Origin of the sequence: Paraburkholderia podalyriae (assembly GCF_014397785.1) — a bacterium.
GTDB classification, from domain to species: Bacteria; Pseudomonadota; Gammaproteobacteria; order Burkholderiales; family Burkholderiaceae; genus Paraburkholderia; species Paraburkholderia podalyriae.
On the sequence record NZ_VZQQ01000029.1, the window covers coordinates 20,853 to 37,850 of the forward strand.

Annotated in this window: 16 protein-coding genes; 6 read left to right on the forward strand and 10 right to left on the reverse strand. The window is 66.2% G+C overall.

Going from position 1 to position 16,998, the window contains the following annotated elements:
- Positions 1-23 precede the first annotated feature (23 nt).
- The 9 genes from F6X42_RS27195 to F6X42_RS27235 form a co-directional block, all read right to left on the reverse strand.
- Positions 24-857, reverse strand: a complete 834-nt coding sequence (locus tag F6X42_RS27195) for a M55 family metallopeptidase (protein WP_187637155.1) — start codon at positions 855-857, stop codon at positions 24-26.
- Positions 854-1,957 (reverse strand): DmpA family aminopeptidase, encoded by a 1,104-nt coding sequence (locus F6X42_RS27200; protein WP_187637156.1) that lies wholly within the window; start codon positions 1,955-1,957, stop codon positions 854-856. The genes F6X42_RS27195 and F6X42_RS27200 overlap by 4 nt, the downstream gene beginning before the upstream one ends.
- Entirely contained in the window at positions 1,954-2,859 is a 906-nt protein-coding gene (gsiD, locus tag F6X42_RS27205; protein WP_187637157.1) for a glutathione ABC transporter permease GsiD, read from the reverse strand. The genes F6X42_RS27200 and gsiD overlap by 4 nt, the downstream gene beginning before the upstream one ends.
- A gap of 7 nt (positions 2,860-2,866) precedes the next feature.
- Positions 2,867-3,787: a glutathione ABC transporter permease GsiC gene (gene gsiC, locus F6X42_RS27210; protein WP_187637158.1), complete on the reverse strand. Its 921-nt coding sequence runs from the start codon at positions 3,785-3,787 to the stop codon at positions 2,867-2,869.
- Between the two features lie 110 nt (positions 3,788-3,897).
- A complete protein-coding gene (gene gsiB / locus F6X42_RS27215; protein WP_187637159.1) occupies positions 3,898-5,460 on the reverse strand; it encodes a glutathione ABC transporter substrate-binding protein GsiB in 1,563 nt (520 codons plus the stop codon).
- 60 nt (positions 5,461-5,520) lie between these two features.
- Complete coding sequence (locus F6X42_RS27220; RefSeq protein WP_187637160.1) at positions 5,521-7,443, reverse strand: dipeptide ABC transporter ATP-binding protein; 1,923 nt, start codon at positions 7,441-7,443, stop codon at positions 5,521-5,523.
- Positions 7,444-7,523: 80 nt separating this feature from the next.
- A complete protein-coding gene (locus tag F6X42_RS27225) occupies positions 7,524-8,513 on the reverse strand; it encodes an isoaspartyl peptidase/L-asparaginase family protein (RefSeq protein WP_187637161.1) in 990 nt (329 codons plus the stop codon).
- Positions 8,510-9,541 (reverse strand): MurR/RpiR family transcriptional regulator, encoded by a 1,032-nt coding sequence (locus F6X42_RS27230; RefSeq protein WP_187637162.1) that lies wholly within the window; start codon positions 9,539-9,541, stop codon positions 8,510-8,512. The genes F6X42_RS27225 and F6X42_RS27230 overlap by 4 nt, the downstream gene beginning before the upstream one ends.
- Positions 9,542-9,649: 108 nt before the next feature.
- A complete protein-coding gene (locus tag F6X42_RS27235) occupies positions 9,650-10,918 on the reverse strand; it encodes an MFS transporter (RefSeq protein WP_187637163.1) in 1,269 nt (422 codons plus the stop codon).
- A gap of 93 nt (positions 10,919-11,011) precedes the next feature.
- On the opposite strand from F6X42_RS27235, the gene F6X42_RS27240 reads away from it, so the two are divergent.
- Both F6X42_RS27240 and F6X42_RS27245 read left to right on the forward strand, forming a co-directional pair.
- Positions 11,012-11,722, forward strand: coding sequence for a pseudouridine synthase (locus F6X42_RS27240; protein WP_187637164.1), 711 nt, complete (start codon positions 11,012-11,014; stop codon positions 11,720-11,722).
- Between the two features lie 168 nt (positions 11,723-11,890).
- Positions 11,891-12,079 carry a hypothetical protein gene (locus F6X42_RS27245; RefSeq protein ID WP_187637165.1) on the forward strand — a complete coding sequence of 63 codons (189 nt, stop codon included), beginning with the start codon at positions 11,891-11,893 and terminating at the stop codon, positions 12,077-12,079.
- 37 nt (positions 12,080-12,116) lie between these two features.
- Here F6X42_RS27245 and F6X42_RS27250 read toward each other — a convergent pair whose 3' ends face one another.
- Positions 12,117-13,163, reverse strand: coding sequence for an NAD-dependent epimerase/dehydratase family protein (locus tag F6X42_RS27250; protein ID WP_187637166.1), 1,047 nt, complete (start codon positions 13,161-13,163; stop codon positions 12,117-12,119).
- Positions 13,164-13,257: 94 nt separating this feature from the next.
- Between F6X42_RS27250 and F6X42_RS27255 the strand changes: the two genes are divergently transcribed.
- The 4 genes from F6X42_RS27255 (at position 13,258) to F6X42_RS27270 (ending at position 16,908) form a co-directional block, all read left to right on the forward strand.
- A complete protein-coding gene (locus F6X42_RS27255) occupies positions 13,258-14,289 on the forward strand; it encodes a CDP-6-deoxy-delta-3,4-glucoseen reductase (RefSeq protein WP_187637167.1) in 1,032 nt (343 codons plus the stop codon).
- Between the two features lie 392 nt (positions 14,290-14,681).
- Positions 14,682-15,866: an acetylornithine transaminase gene (locus tag F6X42_RS27260; RefSeq protein WP_187637168.1), complete on the forward strand. Its 1,185-nt coding sequence runs from the start codon at positions 14,682-14,684 to the stop codon at positions 15,864-15,866.
- Positions 15,867-15,885: 19 nt separating this feature from the next.
- Positions 15,886-16,359, forward strand: a complete 474-nt coding sequence (locus F6X42_RS27265) for a GNAT family acetyltransferase (protein ID WP_187637169.1) — start codon at positions 15,886-15,888, stop codon at positions 16,357-16,359.
- Between the two features lie 255 nt (positions 16,360-16,614).
- Positions 16,615-16,908 (forward strand): GYD domain-containing protein, encoded by a 294-nt coding sequence (locus F6X42_RS27270; RefSeq protein WP_187637170.1) that lies wholly within the window; start codon positions 16,615-16,617, stop codon positions 16,906-16,908.
- Positions 16,909-16,998: the final 90 nt, after the last annotated feature.

The following is a 16,998-nucleotide window of genomic DNA, read 5'->3' on the forward strand; positions in this document are numbered from 1 at the left end:
CCAGCGCCTCGACGCCCCGTGGCTCAGCGCAGCATGAACGACATCGCGGACAGGCAGTTCAGCATGCGCACCGCATGCTCGGCCGACGCCGCACTGAAGCGCAGCGTCACGCCATCGACGCGCGTGAGCGTCGGCCATTGGCAGAACAGATCGGCGAGCCCGCTCGTTTGCACGCGCAGTTCGCAGTCGACCGCTTGTGGCTGTGCGCGCGTCGCGGCAGGCGCGCGGCCCGCTTCGACCTGCTGACGGACCACGTCGGACGCGGCGGCCCGCAGCGCCTCGCGCACGCTCGCGGGCGACTGCGTGACGCCGCTGGACTGGCCGGTCGCGGTCTTCGTCACGACGAAACGCGCGCCTGGAAAACGCGGCGCGGTTTCCTCGGCGAACACGTCGTCACCCGATAAAAGCACTACCCGTGCGCCATATTCTTCAGCGAGCGCGCCGTACAGCCCGGCTTCGCCCAGCTCCACGCCATCGAATGCGACGCGCGCGAACGCGAAGCTGTTGATCGTGTGCGCGAGGACGCCGCGCGTTTGGGCCTTCGCGTGATAGCCGAGCATGAAGACGAGCGCCGCGCCGTATTCGAGCCCGGCCATCATGCCGAGCGTGCGCGGCTTGCCGAGCACGACTTGCGCGCGCGGATCGAGCAGCTCGGGCAGCAGGTTGCGAAAGCCACCGTGCGAATCGTTGACCCACACGTCGATCGCGCCGCCCGCGAACGCGCCTTCGATTGCGGCGTTGGCTTCGAGCGTCATCCAGCGTCGCGCGGCTTCGTATTCGCCATTGCCCGCGCGCGTCTGCTCGGCATGGAAGACGCCGGCGATGCCTTCGATGTCGGTGGAGATCAGGACTTTCATCGCGCGGCATTCCTCAGTAGTTGGGCAAGGTCCGGCACGCTGTCGCGCAGCGACAGCCGTCGATGGCCGTCGCGACCCGTGACGGATTCGGCGCGCCACAACGCGCCGACGATCGCCTGTTCGACGCTGTCGGCGCAGGCGCGAAACAGCGGGTCCATACAGTGATCCGCGACCAGCGGCGGCAGCGCGACGAAGTCCGCGCCCTGCGGCACCGTGTAAGCGGTCGAAAACGCCAGCGCGATATCGCCGCTGCCGTGGCCGTACACCGAGCCGGTACGCGCAAGACCGGCCGCCGCGCGCAACGACAGCCGTTTCAACTGGCGCGCGTCGAGCGGCGCATCGGTCGCGACGATCATGATGATCGAGCCTTGCTCGGGTTTGTCGGAGGCGGCATTAGCAACAGCGTTCGCAGCCTCTGCCGCGCCCGCCCGTTCGGCCAGCATGCGGCCGAGCGGCGTGCCGTCGATCGTCAGCATCGGCAGGCGGCCGAAGTTGGCAAGCACGAGCGCGCCAACGGTGTAGTCACGACCCGCCGCACTCAGCACGCGCGACGCGGTGCCGATGCCGCCCTTCAGATCGAAGCACGACATGCCGCGCCCCGCACCGAGCGCGCCGCTCCCGACGTCCGCGCTCGCCGCGTCGAATGCGTCGTTGAAGTGCTGTTCGGCAACGGCAAGCGCCTGAATATCGTTCAGGTAGCCGTCGTTGCATTCGAACACGAGCGGATTGACCGTCGGCCAGTCGCGGCCGATGCGCGGATTCGCGCGAATCGCCGCGCGGATCTGCGCCTGCGCGAGCACGCCGACGCTGAACGTGTTGGTCAGCGCGATCGGCGTCTCCAGCGTGCCGAGTTCGTCGAGTTGCAGGAGCCCGATGCTCTTGCCGAAACCGTTGATCACCGACGCGGCGGCCGGCACCTTGTCGACGAACGGATCACCACGATGCGGCCGGATCACGGTCACACCGGTTTGCAGCGCGCCTTCGGCAAGCGTGCAATGTCCGACGCTCACGCCGTCCACGTCGGCGATCGTGCCGAGCGGTCCAGCCGGCAACGTGCCAATATGCGGCGCTCGCTCGGCCGAATGGTTGCTGATGCTCATGGCCGATCCAGCTTCGGATCGAGCGCGTCGCGCAGGCCGTCGCCGAGCAGGTTGAACGCGAGCACGGTCAGAAAAATAGCGAGGCTCGGAAACAGCGCGATATGTGGCGCGGTCACCATGTCGGCGCGCGCCTCGTTGAGCATCGCGCCCCACTCGGGCGTCGGCGGCTGTGCGCCGAGGCCGAGAAACGACAGGCTCGCCGCCGTGATAATCGATGTGCCGATGCGCATCGTCAGATACACGATGACCGATGAAATCGTGCCCGGCAGAATGTGCCGCATGATGATCGTCCAGTCCGACGCGCCGATGCTGCGCGCCGCCTCGATATAGGTGAGCTGCTTGAGCATCAGCGTATTGCCGCGCACGAGCCGCGCGAACGCCGGAATGCTGAAGATCGCCACGGCGCAGATCACGTTGATCATGCCGTTGCCGAGAATCGCGACCACGCCGATCGCGAGCAGAATGCCGGGGAACGCGAACAGCACGTCGGCCACGCGCATCGTGATGCGATCCCACCAGCCCTCGTAGTAACCGGCAAGCAGGCCGAAGAACGTGCCGATCACCGCGCCGATCGCGACGGACAGAAAGCCCGCCTCGAGCGAAATACGCGAACCGACGAGAATGCGGCTGAAAATATCGCGGCCCAGCGAGTCGACGCCGAACCAGTGCGCGGCCGAAGGCCCCGCGTTCAGCGCGTCGTAGTCGAAGAAATTCTCGGGGTCGTACGGCACGATTTGCGGCGCGATGATCGCGATCACGATCAGCAGCAGCACGAACACGCCGGCGGCCATCGCGACATGCTGCTTGCGGAACTTGCGCCAGAACTCGCTCCACGGCGTGCGGATCGCGCGTTCGGCGGCAGCGGGATTGGCCGCATTCGGCCCGGTGGCAGTGGTGCTCATGCGGACCTCACTTGAAGCGGATGGTCGGGTTGATCACCGCGTACAGCACGTCGACGATCAGGTTGATGATGATGAATTCGAGCGAGAACAACAGCACCTCGGCCTGGATGATCGGATAGTCGCGCATCGACACCGCATCGACGAGCAACCGGCCCAGGCCCGGCCAGTTGAACACCACTTCGACGACGATCGAGCCGCCGAGCAGAAAGCCGAACTGCAAACCCATCATCGTAACGACGGGAATCAGCGCATTGCGCAGACAGTGCTTGATGATCACGAGCCGCTCGGGCACGCCCTTCGCACGCGCGGTGCGCACGAAGTCCTCGTGCATCACTTCGACGAACGACGCCCGCGTGAAGCGCGCCATCACCGCCGCGACCGCCGCGCCGAGCGTCAGCGACGGCAGCACGTAGCTGCGCCACGAACCATCGCCGACGATCGGCAGCCAGACGAGCTGCACCGAGAAGACCTCCATCAGCAGCATGCCGAGCGCGAATGCCGGAAACGAAATGCCCGACACCGCGAGCGTCATGCCGAGCCGGTCCGGCCAGCGGTTGCGCCACACCGCCGACGCGATGCCGATCGCCATGCCGATCACGACCGCCCACACCATGCTCGCGATCGTCAGCCACAGCGTCGGGAAGAAGCGTTCCGCGATCTCCTGGCTCACCGGCCGCTTGCTGCGCGTCGACATGCCGAAGTCGCCATGCGCCATCCGCCAGAAGAAACGGACGAACTGCTGCGGCAGCGGCCTGTCGAGGCCGAGGTCGGAGCGCACGAGCGCGACGGTCGCCTCGTCCGCTTCGGGGCCGGCGGCGAGCCGCGCCGGATCGCCCGGCAGCAGATGCACGAACAGGAACACCAGCACGGCGACGATGAACAGCGTCGGCAGCAGGCCTAGCAGACGTTTGACGAGGAAGTTCAGCATGAAACCAATCCGGCAAATAAGCGGCAAATGAGGCGGGCAACGAGGAATCGTGTGCGGCGGCACAGGCGGCGGCGCGAACCGCCGTCTGCGCATGCCGCCTCGTCAGCTCATCACTTGATCGCGATCTCGTCGAAGTTGAACGAGCCGTCCGGCGCGACGTAAGCGCCCGACAGACGCTTGCTGCGCGCGTACACGACCTTCTCCTTGACGAGGAAGATCCACGGCGCGTCGGCCCAGATGCGCTTCTGCGCGTCGGCGTAGAGCGCGGCCTTCTGGGTGCGGTCGGTGGTTTCGAGCGCCTGCTTCAGATCGTTGTCGACCGCGTCACTCCTGTAGTACGACGTGTTGACCATCTTCGGCGGGATCGAGTAGCCCGCGAGCAGCGGGCTGATCGCCCAGTCCGCTTCACCGGTCGACGACGACCAGCCCGCGTAGTACATGCGCACCGGCGCGGTCGCCGGGTCCTGCGCGCTTTCGACCTTGGCGACGCGCTGACCGGCTTCGAGCGCTTCGACGCTCGCCTTGATGCCGACCTGCGCGAGCTGCTGCTGCACGAACTGGATCACCTTCTGCGCGGTCGAGTAGTTATACGCGGACCACAGCGTGGTTTCGAAACCGTTCGGGTAGCCCGCTTCCTTCAGCAGTTCGCGCGCCTTCGCCGGATCGTACGGCCAGGGTCCGAGCTTGACCGCATAGTCGACGCCCTGCGGCACCACGCCGTCGGCCGGCGTCGCGTAACCGGCGAACGCGACCTTGGTCAGCGCTTCCTTGTTGACCGCGTAGTTCAGCGCTTCACGCACCTTCGGATTGTCGAACGGCTTCTGGTTCATGTTCATGCTGATGTAGCGCTCGATGATCGACGGCGCCGCGATCAGGTCGACCTTCGGGCTCGACTGCAGTTGCGCGGCCTGTTCGAACGGCACCTGGAACGCGAAGTCCGCTTCGCCGGTACGCATCAGCGCGGCGCGCGTGTTGTTGTCGACGACCGGCTTCCAGTCGATCGCATCGATCTTCGGATAACCCTTCTTCCAGTAGCCGGCGAACTTCTTCACGGTCAGGTCGCCGGCCGGGTCCCACTTCACGAGTTCGAACGGACCCGTGCCGACCGGATGAAACGCGATGTCCTTGCCGTACTTTTTCAGTGCGTCCGGCGAAATCATTACCGCCGACGGATGCGCGAGCACGTTGATGAACGCCGAGAAGGGCGTCTTCAGCGTGATGCGCACCGTGTACGGATCGACGACCTCGGTCTTCTCGATGCGGCTGAACATGTTGTAGCGCTTCAGCTTGTTGGCCGGATCGGTCACGCGGTCGAAGTTCGCCTTCACCGCGGCCGCATTGAAGTCGGTGCCGTCCTGGAACTTCACGCCATGGCGCAGCTTGATCGTATAGACGCGCGCGTCGGGGCTCGCCTCATAGCTGTCGGCGAGCACGTTGACGAGCTTCATGTCCTTGTCGAAGCCGAACAGCCCCTGATAGAACGACTTCGCGACCGCCTGCGACAGCGTGTCGTTCGCGTCGTACGGATCGAGCGACGTAAAGGTCGACGCGACGGCCATCACGGCCGTGGTTTCAGCGTGCGCCAGATTGCCCGCGAGCATCGCGAACACCACCGCGCCGCCGCTGACGAGCGCGCGCAAACGAAACGAAGAGGACGGGAACAGCAGGTTCATGAGGTTGCTCCAGGCTGCGAGTTGAGGGTGTGACGAAGTCGTTATGGTTGGGTGCTTCGCTCAATAGGCGCCGCCGACGCGATGCTGCGCGACGAAGTGATCCGGTCCCACCGCGACGAGCGGCGCGACGACCGGCTCGTCGTGCAGCGCGCGAATCGGGCTCGGAATATCGTCGGCGGCGAGCATGCGCTGCGCGTGACGTCGCGCGGGATCGGCGACCGGCACCGCGCTCATCAGCTTCTTCGTGTACGGATGCCGCGGCGCCTCGAACACCGCGCGGCGCGGCCCAATCTCGACGATCTGGCCGAGATACATCACCGCGACGCGATGACACACGCGCTCGACGACCGCCATGTCGTGCGAAATGAACAGATACGCGACGCCGAGCTCGCGCTGCAGATCGAGCATCAGATTGACGATCTGCGCCTGCACGGAGACGTCGAGCGCGGACACCGATTCGTCGGCGATCACGACTTTGGGATTCAGCGCGAGCGCACGGGCAATCGCGATACGCTGACGCTGTCCGCCCGAAAACTCGTGCGGATAGCGGCGCGCGGCCTCGGCCGGCAAGCCGACTTTCTCGAGCAGCCACGCGACGCGCGCCTGCGCCTCTGCACCCTGCGCGACACCATGCACGAGCAGCGGCTCCATGATCGAGAAGCCGACGGTCAAGCGCGGATTCAACGACGCGAACGGGTCCTGGAAAATAAACTGGATATCGCGACGCAGCGCCTGCAACGCGGGCCCGCTCAGCGAACTGATTTCCTTGCCAGCGAATTCGATCGGGCCGCTCTGACTTTCGACCAGCCGCAGCAGCGAGCGGCCCGTGGTCGACTTGCCGCAGCCCGATTCGCCGACCAGCGCGAGCGTCTCGCCGGGGCGCAGGTCGAAGCTGACTTTTTCGACCGCATGCACGCGGCCCGTCATGCGGCCGAACAGGCCGCTGCGAACCGGAAAGCGCGTGACCAGATCGCGCACGCGCAGAATTGGCGGCGTGTCGTCGCGCACCGGAGGCTGCGCTACTTCGGCGACGGCCGCGGCGGGCTGCACCGCGGCATCGGCGCCGTTCGCACCGGCCGGCTCGACGCTCAGGATCGGGAAGCGCGCGGGCTGATCGGTGCCCTGCATCGAGCCGAGCCGCGGCACCGCCGCGAGCAGCGCCTTCGTGTACGGATGCGATGGCGCGGCGAACAGCGTGTTCGACGCGCCCTCCTCGACCTTGTCGCCGCGATACATCACGAGCACGCGGTCGGCCACTTCGGCGACCACGCCCATGTCGTGCGTGATGAAGATCACGCCCATGTCCATCTCGTCCTGCAGGCCGCGGATCAGTTGCAGGATCTGCGCCTGGATCGTCACGTCGAGCGCGGTGGTCGGCTCGTCGGCGATCAGCAGCGCGGGCTTGCACGACAACGCCATCGCGATCATCACGCGCTGGCGCATACCGCCCGACAGCTGATGCGGGAAACGCGCCGCCACGCGCTTCGCCTCGGGAATCCGAACCAGCGCGAGCAGACGCAAGGTTTCGGCCCGCGCGGCCTCGCGGCTCTTGCCCTGGTGCAACGCGATCGCCTCGCTGATCTGATCGCCGACCGTGAAGACCGGATTGAGCGAGGTCATCGGCTCCTGGAAAATCATCGCGATGTCGGCGCCGCGAACCGTGCGCATCGTGCCGGACGACGCCTTCGCGAGATCGAGCACGCTGCCGTCGCGCCGCCGGAACGCGATGCTGCCGCCGGCAACACGCCCGCCGCCATGCTCGATCAGGCGCATCAGCGCGAGCGACGTGACCGACTTGCCCGAGCCCGATTCGCCGACGATCGCGAGCGTCTCGCCGCGCTCGACCGTGAACGACAGGTTGCGCACCGCGTTGAAGCTTGCGTCGCCGTGGCGGAACGCGACCGTCAGATCGTCGACCGCGAGCACGCGACGCGGCGGCAGGGTTTCGATAAGCGGGCGGGCGGTGTGCGAGGAAGTCGGCACGGTGATTCCTTTGCTTTGAATTCGAACGCGGCTAACAGGGCTTCAAGGGCTTCAGGCCAGGTGGCGACGCCCGCCGGTGGCTAGCGATAGATCGCCGTCACGGGCGCTTCGCCCAACCGCGCGAAACCGCGGTACATGCCTTCGGTATTGAACGGCAGCGTGACGTTGCCCTGCACGTCGACGGCGACGAGTCCGCCCCGTCCGTCGATCTTCGGCAGGCGGTTCATCACGACGTCGTGGGCGGCCTGTTCGAGCGAGACCTGGCGATAGGCCATCTGCGCGGCGACGTCATAGGCGGCGACCATGCGCATGAACATTTCGCCGGAGCCGGTAGTCGACACCGCGCAGGTCGCGTCGTCCGCGTAGCAACCCGCGCCGATCAGCGGCGTGTCGCCGACGCGGCCCACCTGCTTGTTAGTCACGCCGCCGGTCGAGGTCGCCGCGGCGAGATGCCCGTGGCGGTCGAGCGCGACCGCTCCGACGGTGCCGAACTTGCGGTTCGGATCGATCGGCTCGTGCGGCGTCGGCTCGTCGTTGCTCGAAGCCGCGCACGCGAGCGTCGCGGCGTCGTGATCAAGCATCGGACGCTGCAGCTCGCGCGCGAGCTGCCATTGGCGATAGCGCGCGTCGGTATCGAAGTAGCCGTTGTCGACGAGTTCGAGACCCTGCGCGGCCGCGAACGCCTCTGCGCCTTCACCGGTGAACAGCACGTGGTCGCTGCGCTCGAGCACGCGGCGCGCGGCAAGAACCGGATTGCGCACACGCTTCACGCAGCAGACCGCGCCCGCGTCGAGCGTGCGGCCATCCATGATCGCGGCGTCGAGCTCGTGCGTGCCGGCCGCCGTGTAGACCGCGCCGTGACCCGCGTTGAACAGCGCGCAGTCTTCAAGCAGCCGCACCGCTTCGCTGACCGCGTCGAGCGCGCTGCCGCCATCGGCGAGCACGCGCTGGCCGGCGCTCAGCACCGCATTGAGCGCCGCGTGATATTCGGTTTCGGCGCTGGCCGACATCGACGCGCGCAGGATCGTCCCTGCCCCGCCGTGAATGGCAATGACTGCGTTGGAGTTCATCGTTTGGATCGTGGAGTGCGGTTGGTTCGGGCAGGGCGGGCTGCAGTGCTGGCTTTTGCTTCGGTATCGCTGGCTTTCATGCTTTTGGCTTTGGCTTTGGCTTTGGCGTTGTCGGCCTGCGCGGCGCCGGCCGCGCCGGACTGCGGATCGAACAGCCACGGCAGCACGAACTCGCTGACCTCCGCGGCCGCCTTGACCGAGCGTTGCGCGCGATACGCAACCGCGTCGCACAACGCCTCGATGACCGCGAGCACGGCCGAATCGGCATTCGACGCAAGACGCCGGTCGGTGCGCACATACAGCGCCAGGTCCGCGCACTGCACGAGCGGCGAGCGTGGACCGTCGGTGAGCGCCAGCACGCGCGCGCCGCGTTCGGACGCGCGGCGCACGAGCTCGATCGTGTCCTCGACATAGCGCGGAAACGCGATGCCGATCACGAGATCGCCCGCACCCGAGCGCACCAGGTGCCGCGCCGCATGCGACGGCCCGCCGATCAGCGCCAGCGAATGCACGTTGTCGTGATACGGGCTCAGGCCGTGCTCCATCAGGCTCGCCAGAAACGCGCTGGCGCCGAAGCCGATCACGAACACGCGGCGCGCGGCGATGATCGCGTCGACGGCGGCGTCGGCGCTCGCGCGATCGATCGACGTACGCGTCGTCTGCAGATTGTTGGCGGCCTGCTCGAGCGACGCGTCGATCAGATCGTCACCGGCCGCGAGCGTTTCCTGCGCGCTGCGCAGCCGCTCGACCGGCGCGAGCGTCGCCTCGAAGCCACGCACGAGCGCCTCGCGAAACTGCGGATAACCGTCGAAGCCGAGCGCGCGCGCAAACCGGTTCGCGCTCGCGACCGACGCGCCGACCACGCTCGCCAGTTCGTCGATACGCATCGTCGCCGCACGGAACAGATGGGCCAGCACGTACTCGCCCATGCGCTGGTGGATCGGCGTGAGCGTCGGCATCGCGGCGGTGATGCGCGTGGCAATGGCCTGCTCGGCGGGGTTCGGCACAGCGGACGAGTGATGGATCATGCGAACGGACCGGCGTGGCTGTTCAATGCGTATCGGATGAAAGAATATTTACATGAAACCCACGCCAAAAAAAATTCATTTTCATCGTTTCGAGGGTTTTCACCGTGCTCAGCACGCCGCCGCGCTCTGCTCGGGGATGCCCATGAGCCGCGCCGCCGGCGACATCACGATGATCAGCGCCTGCACGGCAAACGCGAACGCCGCCGCGATCAGGCACACGTCGATGCTCCAGCGCGCGCTGAGCGCGGCGCCGAGCAGCGCGCCCACCGGCCGCGCACCGTAGGTGGCGGTGCTGATCAGCGCGGACACGCGGCCGATCATCCGTTCCGGCGTGATCGCCTGACGCAGCGTCGTCGAGCCGACGACCCACAGGATCGGTCCCGCGCCGAGCAGGTAGAAGCTCGCGAGCGCGAGCCAGAACGATGGAACGACGAGCGTCGCTGCCATCACGAGCGATGCCAGCAGGCCGCACGACGGTCCGACGATCAGCAGACGGCCGAACGCGAGACGCCGCGCGACCGCGGGCGCGGCGAGCGCGCCGCACACCATGCCGACGCCGTACGCGCCGAGCGTCACGCCGACCGCCGATGCATTGAGCCCCAGCCGATGCACCGCATACGGCACATAGACCGCCTGCAGGATGAAGAAGCCGAGATTGAAGAACACGGCGGTGAGCAGCATCGGCAGCAGCAGCGGATCGCGCAGCACAAAGCGCGTGCCGTCGCGCAGCTCCAGCATGAAGTGCCGCCGCGGCGTAGCCGCCCGCGGCGGCTCCCGCAATCCCGCCAGCAACGCGACCGCGAACGCCGACAACACCACCGCGCCGCCATACGCCCAACCCGCGCCGATCCAGCCGACCAGCGCGCCGCCCAGCGCCGGCCCGGCCGAGTACGCGACGCTGCGCGCGAGTTCGAGCCGGCCGTTCGCGTTCGCATAGAGCTCGCGCGACACGATCGACGGCACCAGCGACGGCGCCGCGACGTTGTAGGCGACCGTGCCGGTCGCGGCGACGAAGCCGAGCGCGCCGAGCAGCGGCAGATTCAGCGCATGCGTGAGCACGAGCAGCAGCACGCACAGCATCGCGCAGACGCGCACGCTTTCGGCCAGCGTCATCAGCACGCGGCGCGAGCGGCGGTCGGCCCATACGCCGAGCGGCATCGACAGCAACAGGAACGGCAGCGTCTGCACGGTTTGCAGCAGTCCGGTGTCGCGTGCGTTGGCGCCGAGCGCGAACACCGCGACGAGCGGCGCGGCGGCGAGGCTGATCTGCTCGGCCGATTGCGCGCACAGGTTCGACCAGGCGAGGCGCTGGAACGCGCGGGGCAGACGTTGCGCGGTGGAAGATGAAAACGGCGAAGCGGAAGACGTGGCGGACATCGAGGCACTCCCGAGGTTGACGTGACGCATCCATCGTCGACGCTACGGGCCCGCGGGGCGCTCCGGTTCTTGCGGTGTTATTCTTCGCTCGCCATGAATCTCGAAAGTATTCTCTTTACTCAAGGTTTCGGTTCGCGTCGCCAATGCCGCGCGCTGATCGGCGCCGGCCGCGTCTGCGTAGACGGCGCTATCCGCACCGATGCCGATGCCGATTTCGCCACTGACAGCGGCGCGTTGCGCTTTAGCGTCGACGGCGTCGAATGGCCGTATCGCGAGCACGCGTATCTGCTGCTGAACAAGCCCGTCGGCTACGAATGCTCGCGCGATCCGCAGCATCACCTGAGCGTGTTCAGCCTGCTGCCGCCGCAGTTCGCCGAGCGCGGCGTGCAGTGTGTCGGCCGTCTCGATCAGGACACCACGGGCCTCTTGCTGCTCTCGGACGACGGCAAGTTCGTGCATCAGTTCACGTCGCCGAAACGCAAGGTGCCGAAGCGCTACATCGCGACCATGCGCCATCCGCTCGACGACGCGCAGCTTGCCGCGCTGCGCGACGGCGTGCTGCTGCACGGCGAGATCAGCCCGAGCGCCGCGCTCGACGCCGAGGCGCGCGACACTCACACGCTCGCGCTCACCGTGCTCGAAGGCAAATACCACCAGGTCAAACGGATGATCGCGGCCTCGGGCAACCGCTGCGAGGCGCTGCATCGCGAGCGGATCGGCGGGCTCGCGCTGCCCGCGGCACTCGCGCCCGGCGCATGGCAATGGCTCGACGAAGCGGGCCTCGCCGCGCTGCGGGCCGGGTAAACGACTACCGCGCAGCGAGTGCCGGTCTAAGCCCTTGATGCGCCGCAGAAAGCCCGCGCGCATTGCGGTGCGGCGCACATAGGCGGTGGCGATGCAGCATGCCGTGGCATGCATGTCGCCCTATACTTGCTTGAATAAACGACTACAAAGGCTTCGAGGAGGCGCGCCATGCATATCGCCGGCACGATGGCGTTTTCGCACGCGATGTTTGCGTTTATCTGGTTTGCGCTGCTGCTGGTTGGCGGATCGCTGGTGATCATGCGGCTGCGGCACAAGTACCATCCGAATCTGATCGGCGCGCTGCTCGGCGGCATGCTGTGTTTTCTGTTGCTGGAAGTGCTGCCGTCGCTGACCTGATGCCGGGTGGACCGCCTGGCGCGTTTTGCGCGGCGGCTTAATGCGGTGCGGCCTGGCCGCCCTTGCCCACGGTTTCGCGCAAAAAATCGTCGACGCTCGGATAGCGCAGACGCATCCGCAACTCTTCCTTCAGACGCCGGTTCAAGAGCCGGCGCGACTCGCGCATGAACGACAGCAGCATCGGGTCGATCTGCTGCTCCGCCTGCACGCGCGTGATGCGCGGCGCACGCGCGAGCCCGAACGCGTCGGCGACCGCGTCGAAATACTGCCCCATCTTCAGCGACGAATCATCGGAGGCGTGCAGTGCGCGCCCGGGTCGCCCATGCGTGGCAAGACGCACGAGGATCGCGGCGAGGTCGTCGGCGTGGATGTGATTCGTGTACACGTCGTCGGCATCGACGAGCGCCGGCGTTCCTTTTTCGAGCCGCGCGAGCGGCAGCCGGTTGCGCGCATAGATGCCCGGAATCCTCGCGATGCTCGCGGCGACGCTGCCACGCGCGGTCGCGCGCCGCAACTGCCGCTCGGCGGACACGCGTCGCGTGGCGCGCGCATTCGCGGGACGCGTCGCGCGTGTCTCGTCGATCCACGCGCCGCCGCAATCGCCGTAGACGCCCGTCGTGCTCGCGTAAACGATGCGCACCGGTGCGCGCGAAGCGCCGGCCCGGCGCACCCCGTCGGGTACAATATTGGGCGCTTCAGCGTCCCGAACTGAGGCGCGCGCACGGCGCAGCCGCGCGATGGGCACCACGGACGACCTTGCCGCGCAAGCGCCAATGCGGCCCGCGGCACCTAGCGTCGCCAACAGTGCGCGAGTGCGTCGATCATCGTCGCCGGACTTCTGTGGCGGCGCGAGATGCAGCACTGTCGGCGCGAGGCGCGCGAGCCGTTTGAGGCTGCGGCGCGCGTCGAGATCGCCGACGAGCGGCGTCACGCCGGCGGCGCGCAACTCGTCGCAGCGCCCGGCATGGCTCGTCAACGCGAAGACGTGCGCGCGCGGCCGCAATAGAGGCACGCAGCGCATGCCGACGTCGCCGCATCCTACGATCAGTACGCGCGGCCGGCGCAAGTGTCGTGTCGCTTTCATGGTGGACGCATTGTAGCGGTCATACGCAACAGGTACCGCGCGGTTGGTCCGGCGGGTCCGATTACGATTCCGACTTTTCGATTCCGAACACTTTATGGCATTTAACGTCACGCTCCGGCAAACCGGCCGGCAATTTCAGGTAGAACAGGACGAACCGGTGCTCTCCGCGGCCCTGCGTCAAGGCGTCGGCCTGCCGTACGGGTGCAAGAACGGCGCGTGCGGTTCGTGCAAGGGCACGGTCGTGAGCGGCGAGGTCGAGCAGCGCGCGCACTCGTCGTCGGCGTTGTCGAACGACGAAAAGACGCGCGGCATGGCGCTGCTGTGCTGCACGACCGCGTGCTCCGATCTCGAAGTCGACATCCGCGAAGTGGCCGGCGTCGGTGACGTGCAGATCAAGAAGCTGCCATGCCGCGTGAACGCGATCGAGCGCAAGGCCGACGACGTGATCGTCGTGAAGCTGCAACTGCCCGCCAACGAACGTCTGCAATATCTGGCCGGCCAGTACCTCGAATTCATCCTGAAGGACGGCAAGCGCCGCAGCTATTCGATGGCGAACGCGCCGCACGTCGAGGGCCCGATCGAGCTGCACATTCGCCACATGCCCGGCGGCGCCTTCACCGATCACGTGTTCAACACGATGAAGGAGCGCGACATCCTGCGCTTCGAGGCGCCGCTCGGCACATTCTTCCTGCGCGAAGACTCGGACAAGCCGATCGTGCTGCTGGCGTCGGGCACCGGCTTCGCGCCGCTGAAGGCGATCGTCGAGCATGCGGTGTTCAAGAACATCACGCGGCCCATGACGCTCTACTGGGGCGCGCGCCGCAAGAAAGACCTGTATCTGCTCGAACTCGCCGAACAGTGGGCGCGCGAGATTCCGAACTTCAAGTTCGTGCCGGTGCTCTCCGAGCCCGACGCAAGCGACGCGTGGACGGGCCGCACGGGCTTCGTGCATCGCGCGGTGATCGAAGATCTGCCCGACCTGTCGGCCTACCAGATGTATGCGTGCGGCGCGCCGGTGATGGTTGAATCGGCGCTGCGCGACTTCACGCAGCATCACAAGCTGCCGGAAGACGAGTTCTACGCGGACTCGTTCACGAGCGCGGCCGATCTCGCGAACGCGGTCTGATCGCACCGCGGCAAACGGCCCGCCCGCGCGCTTGAATGAGCGCTCGCGTGGGCCGTTCGCGCCGAACATGTCAATGTCGCGACGTGTCGGCAAATTCGCCTCGATGCGGCGCCAGGGCAAATTCATGGTTTACACCAGCACTTTTCTTATCGTATTCTTTCGCGCATGAACCGCATCCAGTCCGAACTCCGACGTCGCCGCTCGCCGCTCCCCTAGGGACGCCGCTGGCTTCGTCACGGACTCGCGCCACACACAAACCTGGGCGCAAGCTGTTCGAATCATGAAAGCCACGGCATGCCGTGGCTTTTCTGTTTTTCCGGCCGAGTTTCGTTGGCCAAACCGTCACCGTTTCTTCACCTTGCTCTCACCCTTTTGCCCTGGAGCCTGCCGTCATGAATTTCAATGAGTATCCAATCGATTCGCTGATGTACATCACGAACCGGCCCGAAATCGTTTTCACGCATGGCAAAGGCTCGTGGATTTACGACAGCAACGGCAAGCGCTACCTGGATTTCATTCAGGGCTGGGCGGTCAACAGCCTCGGCCACTGCAACGACGGCATGATCGAAGCGCTGAACCAGCAGGCCAGGCTGCTGATCAACCCGTCGCCGGCGTTCTACAACGAGCCGATGGCAAAGCTCGCGGACCTGCTCACGCAACACAGCTGCTTCGACAAGGTGTTCTTCGCGAACAGCGGCGCCGAGGCGAACGAAGGCGCGATCAAGCTCGCGCGCAAGTGGGGCAGAAAGTTCAAGAACGGCGCGTTCGAGATCATCACGTTCGATCACAGCTTCCACGGCCGCACGCTCGCGACGATGTCGGCCAGCGGCAAGCCCGGCTGGGACACGATCTATGCGCCGCAGGTGCCGGGCTTCCCGAAGGCGGACCTGAACGACATCGCGTCGGTGGAAAAGCTGATCAACGCGAAGACCGTCGCAGTGATGCTCGAGCCGATCCAGGGCGAAGGCGGCGTGATCCCCGCGTCCCGCGAGTTCATGCAGCAACTGCGCGAGCTGACGAAAAGACACGACATCCTGCTGATCGTCGATGAAGTGCAAAGCGGCTGCGGTCGCGCCGGCACGCTGTTCGCGTATCAGCTGTCGGGCGTCGAGCCGGACATCATGACGCTCGGCAAGGGCATCGGCGGCGGCGTGCCGCTCGCGGCGCTGCTGTCGAAGGCGGAAATCGCCGTGTTCGAAGCGGGCGACCAGGGCGGCACCTACAACGGCAATCCGCTGATGACCGCGGTCGGCTACTCGGTGATTTCGCAGCTGACGGCGCCGGGCTTTCTCGAAGGCGTGCGCTCGCGTGGCGAATATCTGCGCACGAAGCTGCTCGAGCTGTCCGAAGAGCGCGGCTTCAAGTGCGAGCGCGGCGAGGGTCTGCTGCGCGCGCTGCTGCTCGGCAAGGACATCGGCAACCAGATCGTCGAGAAGGCGCGCGACATGCAACCCGACGGCGTGCTGCTGAACGCCGCACGTCCGAATCTGCTGCGCTTCATGCCGGCGCTTAACGTGACGACCGAAGAGATCGACCAGATGCTGGCGATGCTGCGCTCGGTTCTCGACTCGCTGTAATCAACCACGGAGCGCACCGGTGACGACGAACACGACGCTGTCGATCCGCCGCTTCGACGCGAGCGATACCGAGGCGGTGATCGCGCTATGGCAGGCGGTTTTTCCCGAGTATCGGGATGTGACGAGACCGCAGCGCAATCCGCGTCTGTCGATCGCGAACAAGCTCGCGACGCAGCCGGAGCTGTTCTTCGTCGCGGTGCTCGAGGGCCGAATCGTCGGTACCGTGATGGGCGGCTATGACGGACACCGCGGCTGGCTGTATTCGCTAGCGGTCGACGCATCGCTGCGGCGTCATGGCATCGGCACGCGACTCGTCGCGCACGTCGAGAGCGAGTTGACGAAGCTGGGTTGTCCGAAGCTGAATCTGCAGGTGCTATCGTCGGCGACGCCTGAGGTGCGCGCGTTCTACGATGCGCTCGGTTATCGCGCCGATGCGGTGATCAGCCTCGGCAAGCGGCTCGGCGAATACGCGGACGCGGCTCCGGCGGCTTGATTCGCGTCGCACGCCTGATTAAAAAGGCCGCATGCGCTGATTGGCGTATGCGGCCTTTTCAATGGTTCTCCAACGAGCGGCAGATATCGGCGGATTCGGACAAACATCGGATGGCGGGCAGGTGGATTGTCTAAACTCGTTTACGCACGAGACGACGCCGGGGCTGGAAAGACAGGTTTGCGGCGATTCGGGACCCTCGCCGGGGCGGCTCATGCGTCCGAGTCCCAACATGTTGGAATCGTAAGGGGAATCTTCATGGCGACTTATGTGGTGCTCCTGCAATTTACGGATCAGGGTATCCGCACGATCAAGAACAGCGCACAGCGAGCCGGGCAGGCGGCAGAGATGGCGAAAACTTTCGGCTGCGAAATGAAGCAGATCTACTGGACCTTGGGGGAATACGACGTTGTCTCGATCGTCGAAGCGGCAGACGAGCAGAGCTTCCTCGCCTTCGGTTTCGCGCTCGGCTCGGCCGGCAATGTCCGCTCTCAAACGCTGCGTGCGTTCACAAAAGACGAAATCAGCGCGGTTATCGGGCGACTCCCTTAATTCACGCTCCAACCGAAAAAATAAAACGCGCCCCACGACGTTGCATCGTGAGGCGCGTTGCAAGCAGGACGTGTACGCGAATGGCACGCG

What these genes read in the sequence shown, in the direction of transcription:
- gsiC (WP_187637158.1), bottom strand. Translation starts at nt 3,787, where the DNA reads ATGCTGAACTTCCTCGTCAAACGTCTGCTAGGCCTGCTGCCGACGCTG.
- F6X42_RS27195 (WP_187637155.1), bottom strand. Translation starts at nt 857, where the DNA reads ATGAAAGTCCTGATCTCCACCGACATCGAAGGCATCGCCGGCGTCTTC.
- F6X42_RS27235 (WP_187637163.1), bottom strand. Translation starts at nt 10,918, where the DNA reads ATGTCCGCCACGTCTTCCGCTTCGCCGTTTTCATCTTCCACCGCGCAA.
- F6X42_RS27240 (WP_187637164.1), top strand. Translation starts at nt 11,012, where the DNA reads ATGAATCTCGAAAGTATTCTCTTTACTCAAGGTTTCGGTTCGCGTCGC.
- F6X42_RS27200 (WP_187637156.1), bottom strand. Translation starts at nt 1,957, where the DNA reads ATGAGCATCAGCAACCATTCGGCCGAGCGAGCGCCGCATATTGGCACG.
- F6X42_RS27255 (WP_187637167.1), top strand. Translation starts at nt 13,258, where the DNA reads ATGGCATTTAACGTCACGCTCCGGCAAACCGGCCGGCAATTTCAGGTA.
- F6X42_RS27260 (WP_187637168.1), top strand. Translation starts at nt 14,682, where the DNA reads ATGAATTTCAATGAGTATCCAATCGATTCGCTGATGTACATCACGAAC.
- gsiD (WP_187637157.1), bottom strand. Translation starts at nt 2,859, where the DNA reads ATGAGCACCACTGCCACCGGGCCGAATGCGGCCAATCCCGCTGCCGCC.
- F6X42_RS27245 (WP_187637165.1), top strand. Translation starts at nt 11,891, where the DNA reads ATGCATATCGCCGGCACGATGGCGTTTTCGCACGCGATGTTTGCGTTT.
- gsiB (WP_187637159.1), bottom strand. Translation starts at nt 5,460, where the DNA reads ATGAACCTGCTGTTCCCGTCCTCTTCGTTTCGTTTGCGCGCGCTCGTC.
- F6X42_RS27250 (WP_187637166.1), bottom strand. Translation starts at nt 13,163, where the DNA reads ATGAAAGCGACACGACACTTGCGCCGGCCGCGCGTACTGATCGTAGGA.
- F6X42_RS27270 (WP_187637170.1), top strand. Translation starts at nt 16,615, where the DNA reads ATGGCGACTTATGTGGTGCTCCTGCAATTTACGGATCAGGGTATCCGC.
- F6X42_RS27230 (WP_187637162.1), bottom strand. Translation starts at nt 9,541, where the DNA reads ATGATCCATCACTCGTCCGCTGTGCCGAACCCCGCCGAGCAGGCCATT.
- F6X42_RS27225 (WP_187637161.1), bottom strand. Translation starts at nt 8,513, where the DNA reads ATGAACTCCAACGCAGTCATTGCCATTCACGGCGGGGCAGGGACGATC.